General features: G+C 38.1%; 13 protein-coding genes and 1 riboswitch. Of the genes, 10 read left to right on the top strand and 3 right to left on the bottom strand.

The annotated features are described in order from the left end of the window. The 3 genes from GZ63_RS0101875 to rfbA all read right to left on the bottom strand — a co-directional run. The coding region (locus GZ63_RS0101875) for a glycosyltransferase family 2 protein (RefSeq protein WP_226374290.1) at positions 1-858 on the bottom strand (858 nt) is incomplete at its 3' end. Then, entirely contained in the window at positions 822-1,856 is a 1,035-nt protein-coding gene (rfbB, locus tag GZ63_RS0101870; protein ID WP_029266316.1) for a dTDP-glucose 4,6-dehydratase, read from the bottom strand. The genes rfbB and GZ63_RS0101875, both read right to left, overlap by 37 nt. Further along, a complete protein-coding gene (gene rfbA / locus GZ63_RS0101865) occupies positions 1,849-2,781 on the bottom strand; it encodes a glucose-1-phosphate thymidylyltransferase RfbA (protein ID WP_029266315.1) in 933 nt (310 codons plus the stop codon). The genes rfbB and rfbA overlap by 8 nt, the downstream gene beginning before the upstream one ends. Before the next feature lie 247 nt (positions 2,782-3,028). Between rfbA and GZ63_RS0101860 the strand changes: the two genes are divergently transcribed. The 10 genes from GZ63_RS0101860 (at position 3,029) to GZ63_RS0101815 (ending at position 13,050) form a co-directional block, all read left to right on the top strand. Next, positions 3,029-3,568 (top strand): chromate transporter, encoded by a 540-nt coding sequence (locus GZ63_RS0101860; RefSeq protein ID WP_029266313.1) that lies wholly within the window; start codon positions 3,029-3,031, stop codon positions 3,566-3,568. Between the two features lie 15 nt (positions 3,569-3,583). Further along, positions 3,584-4,111 carry a chromate transporter gene (locus tag GZ63_RS0101855; protein ID WP_029266311.1) on the top strand — a complete coding sequence of 176 codons (528 nt, stop codon included), beginning with the start codon at positions 3,584-3,586 and terminating at the stop codon, positions 4,109-4,111. 250 nt (positions 4,112-4,361) lie between these two features. After that, positions 4,362-5,399 carry an N-acetyl-gamma-glutamyl-phosphate reductase gene (gene argC, locus GZ63_RS0101850; RefSeq protein WP_029266309.1) on the top strand — a complete coding sequence of 346 codons (1,038 nt, stop codon included), beginning with the start codon at positions 4,362-4,364 and terminating at the stop codon, positions 5,397-5,399. A 58-nt stretch (positions 5,400-5,457) separates the two neighbouring features. Then, complete coding sequence (gene argJ, locus GZ63_RS0101845) at positions 5,458-6,684, top strand: bifunctional glutamate N-acetyltransferase/amino-acid acetyltransferase ArgJ (protein ID WP_029266307.1); 1,227 nt, start codon at positions 5,458-5,460, stop codon at positions 6,682-6,684. Positions 6,685-6,697: 13 nt separating this feature from the next. Then, positions 6,698-7,477, top strand: a complete 780-nt coding sequence (argB, locus tag GZ63_RS0101840) for an acetylglutamate kinase (protein ID WP_029266305.1) — start codon at positions 6,698-6,700, stop codon at positions 7,475-7,477. Then, a complete protein-coding gene (locus GZ63_RS0101835; RefSeq protein WP_029266303.1) occupies positions 7,474-8,628 on the top strand; it encodes an acetylornithine transaminase in 1,155 nt (384 codons plus the stop codon). Before argB ends, GZ63_RS0101835 begins: the two co-directional genes overlap by 4 nt. A gap of 56 nt (positions 8,629-8,684) precedes the next feature. Further along, entirely contained in the window at positions 8,685-9,653 is a 969-nt protein-coding gene (argF, locus tag GZ63_RS0101830; RefSeq protein WP_029266301.1) for an ornithine carbamoyltransferase, read from the top strand. Between the two features lie 91 nt (positions 9,654-9,744). Then, positions 9,745-9,791: riboswitch (PreQ1 riboswitch) on the top strand. A gap of 67 nt (positions 9,792-9,858) precedes the next feature. Beyond that, positions 9,859-10,356 (top strand): preQ(1) synthase, encoded by a 498-nt coding sequence (gene queF / locus GZ63_RS0101825; RefSeq protein WP_029266299.1) that lies wholly within the window; start codon positions 9,859-9,861, stop codon positions 10,354-10,356. Positions 10,357-10,532: 176 nt separating this feature from the next. Then, positions 10,533-12,221, top strand: coding sequence for a dihydroxy-acid dehydratase (gene ilvD, locus GZ63_RS0101820; RefSeq protein ID WP_029266297.1), 1,689 nt, complete (start codon positions 10,533-10,535; stop codon positions 12,219-12,221). Positions 12,222-12,327: 106 nt separating this feature from the next. Continuing rightward, positions 12,328-13,050 (top strand): GntR family transcriptional regulator, encoded by a 723-nt coding sequence (locus GZ63_RS0101815; RefSeq protein ID WP_029266295.1) that lies wholly within the window; start codon positions 12,328-12,330, stop codon positions 13,048-13,050. Positions 13,051-13,252 lie beyond the last annotated feature (202 nt).

The raw sequence follows: 13,252 nt of genomic DNA, 5'->3' as shown, positions 1-13,252 counted from the left end.
AAAAAAGATCAGCCCACCGATAAAATAAATGGAAACCATGACACTTGTCCAGCCTGGGACTGTTTCCGATAGAAAAAAATATCGCATAAATAAGTATATTCCATAAATTAAAGATGCAATTGAGATTAAAAATCCAAATTGAATGGATAACCGTAATGGTTTATTTGATTGTGAGATAATAGCGTCAGTAGCAAGTGTAACAAGTTTTTTAATATTATAAGATGATTCGCCGTCTTTTCGTTTATCATGTTCTATCGGAATGGAAGCTGTTTTAAAGCCCATCCATTGTAAAAAAAGCGGAAAAGAACGGTTTTGCTCTCGCATTGTTTGAAAAGCCTCAATTACTTTTTTGGAACAGATGCTAAAATTGGCAACGGTATGGTCAGATGAACGCTCTGCTAAGTAATCGTACACCTTATAAAACATTTTTGAGGAAAATCTTTTGGACCATTTATCTTGACGCTGGACTCGGTTACCAAGTACAACTTGATATCCTTCCGTTGTCTTTTCATATAATCTGTTAATTTCTTCTGGCCGATCTTGGAGATCACAATCCATAACAACAATCCAATCGCCTTTTGTATGATCGAGCCCGGCTGTTATGGCGTGGTGCTGGCCAAAATTCCGGGAAAGATTGATGCCTTTAATACGATAATCAGATTCATTCAGCCTTTTAATCGTTTCCCAGGCATTATCCGGGCTCGCGTCGTTAACTAAAATAATCTCAAATTGAGCTGGAATTGTTTCAATTGTCTTTCTGATTCGTCTGCAAAGTTCCTTTAGGCAAGTTTCACAGCCATAAACGGGGACAACCACCGAAATCAAAGGGTGATGCGATCCCATTTTTCCACGTACCATTCTATGGTTTCCTTCAATCCCGTATCTAAATGTATTTTAGGTTTCCAGCCCATTTCTTGTCGCAATTTTGTGTCATCAATGGCGTATCTTCGATCATGTCCGAGGCGATCTTCCGTAAATGTAATTAATTCTTTAAAACTAGATAAATTAGCATTTTTTCTTACAGTTGGTCTGAGCTGATCTAAAATTTCACATATTGCAACGGCTACATCAATATTTGCTTTCTCGTTGCCCCCACCAACATTGTAGGTGTTCAGTGTCTTGCCATGATGATAGATGTTATCTAAAGCCCTGCAGTGATCTTTTACATGCAGCCAATCTCTAACATTTTGTCCGTCCCCGTATAGAGGGATTGGTCTACAAGCTAAGGCATTCGATATAATCGTAGGAATTAATTTCTCATGATGCTGCATTGGCCCATAATTATTCGAACTGCTCGATATAATGATATTCATTCCATGTGTATATCCAAAGCTTTTAACAAGCATATTTGCACCAGCTTTTGATGCACTGTATGGGTTGCGGGGATCATATGGTGTTTCTTCCGTGAATTGTCCTTTTTCACCTAATGCTCCATATACTTCATCTGTTGAAATCTGATGGAAACGATTTTCGAAGAGTGTCCCTTGGTTTTGCCATGCATCTTTAGCGGCATTTAGTAATGTAAATGTTCCTAGAACATTCGTTGTTACAAAGGATTTTGCACTCTGAATGGATCTGTCTACATGTGATTCGGCAGCAAAGTGAATAACTCCAGTAATAGGATAATCAGAAAAAATATCATGGACTAACTGCTCATCTGCAATGTCACCGTGGAAAAATTGATAGTTTGGCAGATGTTCTACCTCAGCTAAATTATCCTGTGAACCGGCATAAGTTAATAAATCTAAGTTGAGCAGGTGATAATTAGGGTATTTTTTAACGAAGTATGTGATGAAATTGGCGCCAATAAATCCAGCCCCTCCTGTAATTAAGATTGTTTGTTTGTGTTTATTCATTTTCCACCAATCCTAACACAGGGTCACGATCAATGGACTCCCAGTATTGCTGGTTATGTTTTCGATTAGCAATCTCCATAAGATACTTGCCATAGTCATTTTTTTCCATTGACTTCCCCTTTTTGTACAATGCTTCTTTGCTGATATATCTTAAATAAAAAGCAATTTCTTCCAGACAAGCTAGTTTAAAACCTTGTCGGTCTTGAATGTTTTTGATAAATTCAGAGGCCTCAAACAACGATTCATGTGTACCGGCGTCCATCCAAGCAAAGCCTCGACCAAGTAGTTGTACGTCCAACTGTCCTTTTTTTAAGTATTCCCTGTTCACATCAGTAATTTCCAGTTCCCCTCGTGCAGAAAATGTGAGTTTTCTGGCTATTTTTGCTGCATGATGATCATAAATATATAAACCGGTAACTGCAAAGTCTGATTTCGGTTCTTCCGGTTTTTCCTCTAAAGAGAGTACTTTCTGATTTTGGTCAAACTCCACAACACCAAATCTCTTTGGATCTTTAACACGATACCCGAAAATTGTTGCATGTTCATGATTTTTAATTGCCCTGCGAAATAGGTTTGTAAAACCTTGGCCATAAAAGATGTTGTCACCCAGAATAAGAGTTACATCATCTTTTCCAATAAATTTTTCACCTATTATTAAAGCTTCTGGAATACCATTTGGCTCGATCTGATGTTCATAGGTTAAGGAAATACCTAGTGCAGATCCGTCTCCCAGTAAAGCTTTAAATCGTTCTTGATCATCCTTTGTACTAATGATCATAATATCTTTAATTCCGCCTAACATTAAAATGGATATTGGATAATAAATCATTGGTTTATCATATACTGCGAGCAGGTGTTTATTAATACCATCCGTGCTCGGTGATAGTCGGGTTCCGCTACCTCCAGCAAGTATAATCCCTTTCATGAACCTCAAGCCTCCATTTGTTCATATTTAAAACATATGGTTATTCTATTTTATTGCCTGAATTGGAAAAAATAAACTTACAATTGTATTGCAAATATATTTCAGTATTCACATTGTTTATCAGAATTGAGATAAAATTGTAATAACAAACTAGAACAATCGGATAATGGAAAAGTCAAAATATTCATGTTAGGATTAGAAAATCAGATAGAACATGCAAGATGTTTTAAAAAGGAACGTGATTTTCATGAAACAAAAGGACATATTTATTGCCTTTTTCAGAGCAGGAATGCTTGGATATGGGGGAGGCCTGTCAGCTATTCCTTTGATGCATAGAGAAGTTGTAACGATCTATAAATGGATGGATGACGAAGAATTTTCGGATATTTTGGCGTTGGCAAATACTCTCCCAGGACCGATTAATACGAAACTGTCAGGATATATTGGATGGCGACTGTCAGGTTTTAAGGGTTTATTATGTGCGATAGCTGCTACAGTGCTTCCGACGGTTGTTTTAATGATTTTATTACTTACCGTTTTAAACGCTTATAAAGATAAGCCATGGGTGCAAGGGATGTCCAAAGGAGTTATACCGATTGCAGGGGTGATGATCGGTGTTTTAGCTTGGGACTTCATTAAAAAATCGAAACAATCGATGGGGTGGTTGGCAACTATTGTTATCGCGGGAATCAGTTTGATCGTGATGCAATTTTTTGGAATTCATCCAGCTCTAATGATCATAGCGTTAGTAGCAGCTGCATTGTTATCCAAAGAGGAAAAAAGATGAGCAGGTGAGGGGAAAATGATTTACTGGAAGATATTTTTGGCGAATTTTATCGCAAACTTACTCGGGTATGGTGGAGGACCAGCAACTATACCTCTCTTGGAACATGAAGTAGTTGACCGCTATAGTTGGTACACAACGGGCGAGTACAGTGAAATGGTGGCGCTTGGAAATGGATTGCCAGGACCGATTGCGACGAAATTAGCTGGTTATATCGGTTATGACCAAGGTGGACTTTTAGGTGCTGCAATTGGGCTGTTTGCATCTGTAGCACCATCGCTCATCATGATGATTGCCCTGTTAGGTTTACTGTTAAAATTTAAAGAATCAAAAAAAGTGAAAAGGCTAACTCAATTTGTACGTCCAACCATTGCAGTATTGTTAGGGGTGATGACTTATCATTTCTTTTTTGATTCTTATGTAAGTACAGGGATAATGCATACAGCTATTATTGGTGTTTTAGGTTTGATTTTTCTTGAGAAATTACATATTAGTCCTGTTTATGTTGTGCTTGGTGCATTAGTATATGGAGCAGTTTTTCTATAAAATGTTTTGCCCACTTCGTACGAGGATTTCCTCGTATTTTTTTTATATGAAAAATCATTTTGTACAATGCAAATCGAAGGTATATTTATGCATTATCTATACATTCGGTGTGGTAAGCGATAAGAGGTTTGATTTGTTATTACACCTATTAACAGGTGAAAAATAATTTCAAAAATTTATAATTATGCCCTTGAATTTATTTTTATACAGTTTATAATAAATACTAACAAAAATTTTAGGAGTGGATTTCATGAAAGTAGCAATCATAGGTTCGACTGGTTACGGTGGGGTTGAATTAATTCGAATCTTACAACAACACCCAGCTGTATCTCTTTATACAAACCACTCTTCAAGCCAGGACGGAAGTTTGCTAACAGAAGGCTATCCGCATCTTCAATCGATTATTGATCAGCCGCTCCAAGCTATTGACACAAAAAAAATAGCAAGTGAAGCTGATCTGGTTTTTACAGCTACACCCTCCGGAATTTCTGCAAAGCTCGTACCAGAATTACTGAAAGAGGGTTTAAAAGTAATTGATTTATCTGGAGATTACCGCCTAAAAAATTCAAAAGACTATGAACAGTGGTATAACAAAGAGGCTGGAGATGAACATTGGCTTCACGAAGCGGTATATGGATTAACAGAATGGCTTGAAACAGACTTAAAAGATGCTAAATTAGTTGCAAATCCTGGTTGTTATCCAACTGCGGCATTATTAGGACTTGCGCCATTAATAAAAGATAGATTAATAGATGAAAAGACGATTATTATTGATGCGAAAACAGGAGTAACCGGTGCTGGGAAAAATCCTTCTCCAATGACGCATTTCTCAGAGATGAACGATAACTTGAAAATATATAAAGTCAATAAACATCAGCACATTCCTGAAATAGAACAAGTGCTGACCAGTTGGGACGCAGCTGTTGGGGCGATAACATTCAGTACGCATTTACTTCCGATGACAAGAGGCATTATGACGACAATGTATGCAAATGCAACCGAAGAAGTGAATATAGATCAGCTGCATAATTTGTATAAAGAAAGTTATAAAGACGATTATTTTGTCAGAATTAGAGAAAAGGGAATATTCCCAAGTACAAAAGAAGTATACGGGTCAAATTTTTGTGATATTTCAATTGCCTATGACGAGCGAACAAATCGGATTATGATCGTCTCCGTTATTGATAATCTGATGAAAGGTGCTTCAGGGCAAGCGGTACAAAATATGAATAAGATGCTTGGAATGGAAGAAACAATGGGACTTGAGTTTGTTCCTGTCTTTCCTTGACCACAGATAACCATAGATGTAAAGAAATACTGGCTTAAAAAAGAAGGGAGAATGAATGATGGTGATTGTTGAGGAAAAAATGAAAAAAATTGAAAATGGATCGATTATAACACCGAAGGGCTTTCAGGCAGCAGGTCTGCATTCTGGTGTAAAACGTAAACGAAATGATTTAGGGCTGATTTATTGTGAGAATCCAGCGAATGCTGCTGCTGTTTATACACTAAATGTCATACAAGCTGCTCCCTTAAAAATAACGAAAGAAAGCCTGTCGGAAGCTGGTAAGATTCAAGCGCTAATTGCAAATAGCGGGAATGCAAACGCATGTACAGGAAAACAAGGTGAGCAAGATGCACGTATGATGAGACAGGTTACGGCAGAAAAATTAAATTTGCCAGAACATTACGTGGCAGTTGCTTCAACAGGCATTATCGGGCTAGATATGCCAATGAACAAGATAATCCCTGGTATTAAACAACTTCACCTTGAAGATACAGACAGAAGTGCAGAGGATTTTAATGAATCTATTTTAACTACTGATCTATGTACTAAATCAACATGCTATCAAGCAAAGATAAATGGTAAAACAGTTACAATGGCAGGTTCTGCAAAAGGATCTGGTATGATTGAGCCAAATATGGGAACGATGCTTGCCTTTATTACAACAGATGCGGTAATTGAGCCGCCTATGCTCGATTTGGCTTTAAAGAAGGTTACGAACCAAACGTTTAATTGCATTACGATTGATGGGGATACATCGACAAATGATATGGTGCTCGTTATGACAAGTGAATTGGCAAAAAACGAAACACTCACTCCAGAGCATGAAGACTGGGACGTATTTCTGGAACTATTAAACAAGACATGTGAAGACCTATCAAAAATGATTGCTCGTGATGGGGAAGGTGCTACAAAGTTAATAGAAGTAGAAGTTAACGGAGCATCTGATAATGAGCAAGCAGGGAAGGTTGCAAAGTCTGTTGTTGGCTCATCATTGGTGAAAACAGCAGTATGTGGTGCAGACGCGAACTGGGGACGAATTATAGCTGCCATTGGTTATAGTGATGCGGTTATCAATCCAGATACAATTGATACATTTATCGGATCGATCCAGTTGTTAAAAGATAGTCAACCAGTGCCTTTTTCGGAAAATGAAGCAACAAACTATTTAAAAGAAGATACTGTGACAATAGTAATCGATTTAAAAGTAGGTAATGGAACGGGGAAAGCTTGGGGTTGTGACTTAACTTATGATTATGTACGTATTAACGCTAGTTATCGATCGTGAGGGGGTGTAAGCGGTGCAGGATATAATTGTGCTTAAATGTGGCGGAAGTATTATCAATGTTTTGTCTACTGAATTTTTTGCCAATATTTTAACTTTACAGCAAGCAGGTTACAAGCCGGTTATCGTTCATGGCGGGGGTCCAGCAATAAAAGAAATGCTGGATACGTTAAAAATTGAAACGGAATTTATCGACGGTCTCCGAAAAACGACAGAACCAGTTATGGATGTTGCCGAGATGGTACTTAATGGATCAGTGAATAATGAATTGCTACGTAAATTTAATCAAGCTGGGATACAAGCAATTGGGTTATCTGGTTCGGATGCAAAGACCCTGACAGCAGTTTCCAAAAATATAGAGCGCTACGGATTGGTAGGAGAAATAACAGATGTCAATGTACCGTTACTTCATCATTTAATAGCTGCTAGTATTGTGCCTGTCATTGCTCCGATAGCCCTCGGTGAGAATGGAACAAGATACAATGTGAATGCTGATACCGTAGCAGGTGCAGTTGCTGAAGCTTTATCGGCAGAACAGTTAATTTTTGTTACCGATGTACCTGGAATACTTAAGGAAGGTAAATTACTTGAAGAAATATCAGAGCAGGAAATTAAACACTTAATAGAAACAGGTACAATTTATGGCGGTATGATACCTAAAGTTAAAGCAGCACTCAAAAGTATAAATGAACAATTGCGTGAAGTAATGATTGTTGATGGGAAGCATTCCGTTATCAAAGCAGACATGAAATTGAAAGGAACGGTTATTACAAAATCGATGGAGGTGGTAAAATGACTGCGTTATTTCCAACATATAAACGATTTGAACTATCGGTATCAGAAGCAAAAGGAACGATTGTAAAAGATACGAGCGGAAAGGAATATCTAGATTTTGGATCGGGGATCGGGGTTTGCAACCTAGGACATCGCCATCCCGATGTACAAAAAGCAGTAGAAACTCAGCTAACTAAATATTGGCATGTTTCGAATCTTTATCACGTGCCGATTCAAGAAAGTGTAGCTGAATTACTCACTACAAGCAGTTCTGGATCATCTGTCTTTTTCTGTAACAGTGGAGCAGAGGCGAATGAAGCAGCCATTAAATTAGCGAGAAAAGCAACAGGTAAGACGAAAGTGATTACATTTCATCAATCATTTCATGGAAGAACATTTGCTACGATGGCCGCTACCGGACAGGAAAAAGTTCATACGGGATTTGGGCCGATGCTTGAGTCGTTTGTTTATGTACCGTTTAATGATATCGAAGCAGTACAAAACACCATAGACGGCCAGACAGCAGCAATCATGCTTGAAGTAATTCAGGGAGAGGGCGGCGTCCTTGATGGAAAATTAGAATTTATAAAAGAAATAGAACAGCTTTGTTTAGCAAATAATATTTTACTTATTATTGACGAAGTGCAAACAGGTATTGGAAGAACTGGTAAGCCATTTGCGTATCAGCATTACGGTATTTCGCCAGACATTATTACTTCAGCAAAAGGACTGGCGAATGGACTCCCGGCAGGAGCGATGATCGCTAAAGAGCATCTTTCGAGTTTCTTTGGACCAGGCAGTCATGCGTCCACATTTGGCGGTAATCCGGTTGCGATGGCAGCCGCGGATGCAGTTTTACAGATCGTGTTTCAGATGGACTTTTTAAATGAAGTAAAAGAAAAAGGTATTTATTTAAAAGAGCAATTAAACAAACGGATTGGTACATCCAGCTTTGTATCCGATATACGTGGGAAAGGGCTCATGGTTGGTATTGAATGTAAGGAAGATATTACTGCTCTTATCCCCAGCCTTATTGAAAAAGGATTACTTGTTTTAAATGCTGGGCCATATGTAATCCGTCTACTCCCCCCATTAACAGTAAGCCAGCAGGAAATAGATAAGGCTGTAAATCTTATCGCTGAAAATCTTAAAAAACCAATCACATCCATTTAAGTAAATAACAAATCCCCTGAGGAAGGGGAAATCTAAAAAGAGGAAGTGATGACGACATGTTCGTCCCCACTAAAAGCAAAAATATAAAAACTACTTTAGAAGGACAGCATTTTCTAACATTACAAGATTTTACAAAAGAGGAGATTTTATTTCTTTTGGATTATGCACTGGAATTAAAAGAGAAGCAGCGTTCAAAAGGAGCAAATCATTTACTTGAAGGAAAAACATTGGGTATGATTTTCGAAAAATCTTCAACTAGAACACGAGTGTCATTTGAAACAGGAATGTTCCAGCTTGGCGGTCATGCTTTATTTTTAAGCAAAAATGATATACACCTTGGCAAAGGGGAAACCATCGCAGATACAGCAAAGGTATTGTCCCGTTATGTTGATGGCATTATGATTCGTACTTTTGAACATGCACTAATTGAAGAGCTTGCAGAAAATGCATCAATTCCGATTATTAATGGACTGACAGATGATTTTCATCCGTGCCAGGTACTTGCAGATCTTCTTACAATTTATGAGAAAAAAGGGAATTTGGAAGGAAATAAGCTTGCTTTTGTTGGAGATGGACATAATATGGCAAACTCACTCATTATTGGCTGTGCCATGATGGGAATTGATTGTTCACTTGCTGTTCCTAAAGGATACGAAGTAAAAGATGCTATTATGGATAAAGCAAAAATATTGGCCGCGCAAAGTGGGGCGGTAATCGAGCAATCAAATGATCCTAAAAAAGCTGTAGAAAATGCAGATATCATCTATACAGATGTTTGGACGAGTATGGGATGTGAAGATGAGATGGATGATCGAATGCAAGCTTTTGCTAAATACCAGGTTAATCAAGAGCTTGTTCAATATGCAAAAGATGATTATTTATTTCTACATTGTCTTCCGGCTGTACGTGGACAGGAGATGACAACAGATATCATTGATGGTCCAAATTCCGTTGTGTTTGACCAGGCGGAGAATAGATTACATGCACAAAAAGCGGTAATGGCTTCCGTAATGGGTGGGAATTGATCCGAGATCGCGGGATCGGTCTACTAATATGCTTCCCTGATTGACATTTAAATCGATCATTCTTATAATAAATCGAGTATATCCTGCAAAAAGCGGAGAGGTTCTTAGCATTAACCCTCTTAAAAAAACTAAGGACAGCTGTTTGTAAAGCCATGTGCCTTAGGGCCTGGCTTTTTTTAATGGCGGAAAACAGGAGGTATGAAGGATGGTAGATAAAAAAGATGATGGATTAGAAAGGTTAACCCATTTAGGGAGCAAAGGGACAACCTACGTATTTGATTATAATCCGGAGCTATTAGAAACATTTGATAACGATTACCCGGACAGAGAGTATTTTGTCAAAATGAATTTTCCGGAATTTACAACACTTTGTCCGATGACAGGGCAACCGGATTTTGCAACATTATATATAAGTTATATCCCGGACATTAAAATGGTAGAAAGCAAGTCTTTAAAATTATATTTATTCAGCTTCCGAAATCACGGTGGTTTTCATGAAGCGAGTGTCAATATGATTATGAATGATTTAATTAACTTAATGGATCCGCGATATATCGAAGTATGGGGGAAATTCACTCCACGCGGAGGTATTTCAATTGATCCGTACTGTAATTATGGCAAGCCAGGTACAAAGTATGAACAAATGGCAGAGCATCGGATGATGAACCATGATATGTATCCTGAAAAAATAGATAACCGATAACATGGTCAAAGGGGTAGTTTTTTAGCTACTCCTTTATCTATATGTAGCTTTGATTAAAAGGGATAGTTTGCCATATTCCAGCAATTATAAACAAAATTATTGCACTTTTTAAAAGAATCGTTATAATAGAAAAAAGTAAACTTTTATAAAAAGAAAAATATAGGGTGGGAATACAGATGGAAAAAGACTTACGCATCAAAAGTAAAGTGTTTAGTGACGACCCAAAAAGAGCACCCAATCGTGCCATGTTGCGTGCAGTAGGCGTGAACGATGAAGACTTTAAAAAGCCGATGGTTGGTATAGCGAGTACATGGAGTGAAGTGACACCATGTAATATACATATAAATGGTTTAGCTGAAAGTGCTAAAAAAGGAGCACGAGAAGCCGGTGGTGTACCACTCATCTTTAATACGATTACAGTTTCAGACGGGATATCAATGGGAACGGAAGGAATGCGCTACTCCTTGCCAAGCAGAGATGTTATCGCAGACTCCATCGAAACCGTTGTAGGAGCGGAAAATTTAGATGGATTTGTAGCAATTGGCGGATGTGATAAAAATATTCCAGGGTGTTTGATTGCGATTGCCCGAGCAGAAGTTCCTGCTGTTTTTGTATATGGCGGAACAATATCTCCAGGGTTTTCAAATGGCGAGAAACTGGACATTGTATCTGTTTTTGAAGGAGTAGGAAAGCATAATAATGGTGATATTGGTGATGAACAACTCCGTAATATCGAATGTCATGCTTGTCCTGGAGCAGGTTCTTGCGGAGGAATGTACACCGCAAATACGATGGCTTCTGCCGTTGAAGCAATGGGGATGAGTATGCCTGGTAGTTCATCACACCCTGCTGAATCTAAAGATAAAGCAAAAGACTGTGAAGAGGCTGGTAAAGCAGTATACACATTGCTTGAAAAAGGAATTTACCCGAAAGATATTATGACAAAAGAAGCATTTGAAAATGCAATTACTGTAGTAATGGCACTTGGCGGATCGACTAATGCTACATTACATTTACTTGCGATGGCACAATCCATCGGTGTAGATCTGTCTCTTAATGATTTTAATAGAATAAGAGAAAATGTACCACATATAGCTGACTTAAAACCAAGCGGTAAATATGTAATGGAAGATTTACATCGCATCGGCGGTATCCCTGCAGTGATGAAATTACTTTATGAAGCAGGTTACCTGCATGGTGATTGTTTGACTGTTACAGGAAAAACAGTTGCTGAAAATGCGAAGGAAGCACCTTCTTTAGAAGAAGGTCAAGAGATTATATTACCATTTGACAAAGCATTTCGAAAAAATGGCCCGTTAGTTGTTTTAAAGGGAAATTTGGCTCCAAGCGGTGCAGTTGCAAAAGTTTCCGGGTTGAAAGTTACAAAGCACACAGGACCAGCGCGTGTATTTAACACCGAAGAAGAAGCAACGGAGGCGGTAATTAATAATGAAATCAAAGAGGGCGATGTGCTCGTTATACGTTATGAAGGGCCTAAAGGCGGACCGGGAATGCCGGAAATGTTATCTATTTCTGCTATTTTAGTAGGGAAAGGACTCGGAGAAAAGGTAGCACTATTAACGGATGGCCGATTCTCCGGCGGTACGCATGGACTTGTTGTAGGTCATATCGCGCCAGAAGCGCAGACAGGTGGACCAATCGCATTCCTTAAGGAGGGCGATATGGTAACCATTGATGCGGACGAGCTTCTCATTTCTATGGATATCTCCGAAGAAGAAATAGAACGTCGCAGAAAAAATTGGACTGCACCACCGCTAATGAAAAAAGGTGTGCTGGGTAAATATGCGCATAATGTGTCTTGTTCCTCAAAAGGAGCAATAACAGACTACTTTGACAAAGAATAAGGATATAAAGCCCCGAATAATGGATGTTTTCCATTATTCGGGGCTATTCAATCATTCAAGAAATAAGCTAAAAAATTATCATTGACGTTAAGAAAGAGTGAGAGCAATGTCACTAGATCAAAATAGTTCCATTCCACTACATATACAGTTAAAAGATGTTATTGAGGAAGGTGTAACGAAAGGAGTCTTTTCAGGCCAAATTCCAAGTGAACGCAAATTTATGGAAAAATATGATGTAAGTCGTAGTACAGTTCGGGCAGCGATCAGTCTGTTAGTGCAAGAGGGAATTCTTGAAAAAAGACATGGAAAAGGGACGTTTGTCTCATTAAAACCAATCCATGATTGGCTTGGTAATTTAAGCAGTACAACGGAGACCATCCGGCAAATGGGAATGAGACCTGGGGCTAAGCTTGTAACGCATTATCGAACAGTACCGAGCACCTATATTAGGGAACGCACCGGATTTGAAGAAGCGTACTTTATAAAAAGAGTTCGTTACGCGGATGATATACCAATTGGAGTTGAGCGTCATTATTATCCGGTTGAAATAGGGAAAGAACTTATACAATATGATTTGGACAATGCTACGTTATATGATTTAGTGGAAAATGAACTTGGCATCCAATTTGCTGAGGCAAACCAAACAATAAAAAGTGGCCCGTTATTAAATGAAGATAAAGGTTATTTGGAAATTAGCCCACAAAATCATGTGCTTATTGCTGAAAGGATTATTAAGGATCAAAAAAATGATATTATCGAGATGGAAGAAGCATTTTATCGTAGCGATATGTATGCGTTTGAACTTAATCTATCCCGCAAATTTGGCTAATTATTGACTTATTAATATATCTTATCATCATTATTTAATAAATAAATAACTGAATTTAATAAAAATATTGAAAATTCACCCAGTTATCTATTATACTAAATGTAATCTATTACAACGTAACTGGTACGGACATCATGATGTATTTAAGGATCTTCATTTCAATCGAATTGTAATAGTTATTATTCAAAGATGGATCGGAGTG

It is taken from the genome of Virgibacillus alimentarius (assembly GCF_000709085.1).
Taxonomy (GTDB): domain Bacteria; phylum Bacillota; class Bacilli; order Bacillales; family Amphibacillaceae; genus Virgibacillus_B; species Virgibacillus_B alimentarius.
This window is presented reverse-complemented; position numbering and strand designations above follow the sequence as displayed.

What these genes read in the sequence shown, in the direction of transcription:
- rfbB (WP_029266316.1), bottom strand. Translation starts at nt 1,856, where the DNA reads ATGAATAAACACAAACAAACAATCTTAATTACAGGAGGGGCTGGATTT.
- rfbA (WP_029266315.1), bottom strand. Translation starts at nt 2,781, where the DNA reads ATGAAAGGGATTATACTTGCTGGAGGTAGCGGAACCCGACTATCACCG.
- GZ63_RS0101860 (WP_029266313.1), top strand. Translation starts at nt 3,029, where the DNA reads ATGAAACAAAAGGACATATTTATTGCCTTTTTCAGAGCAGGAATGCTT.
- GZ63_RS0101855 (WP_029266311.1), top strand. Translation starts at nt 3,584, where the DNA reads ATGATTTACTGGAAGATATTTTTGGCGAATTTTATCGCAAACTTACTC.
- argC (WP_029266309.1), top strand. Translation starts at nt 4,362, where the DNA reads ATGAAAGTAGCAATCATAGGTTCGACTGGTTACGGTGGGGTTGAATTA.
- argJ (WP_029266307.1), top strand. Translation starts at nt 5,458, where the DNA reads ATGGTGATTGTTGAGGAAAAAATGAAAAAAATTGAAAATGGATCGATT.
- GZ63_RS0101835 (WP_029266303.1), top strand. Translation starts at nt 7,474, where the DNA reads ATGACTGCGTTATTTCCAACATATAAACGATTTGAACTATCGGTATCA.
- argF (WP_029266301.1), top strand. Translation starts at nt 8,685, where the DNA reads ATGTTCGTCCCCACTAAAAGCAAAAATATAAAAACTACTTTAGAAGGA.
- queF (WP_029266299.1), top strand. Translation starts at nt 9,859, where the DNA reads ATGGTAGATAAAAAAGATGATGGATTAGAAAGGTTAACCCATTTAGGG.
- ilvD (WP_029266297.1), top strand. Translation starts at nt 10,533, where the DNA reads ATGGAAAAAGACTTACGCATCAAAAGTAAAGTGTTTAGTGACGACCCA.
- GZ63_RS0101815 (WP_029266295.1), top strand. Translation starts at nt 12,328, where the DNA reads ATGTCACTAGATCAAAATAGTTCCATTCCACTACATATACAGTTAAAA.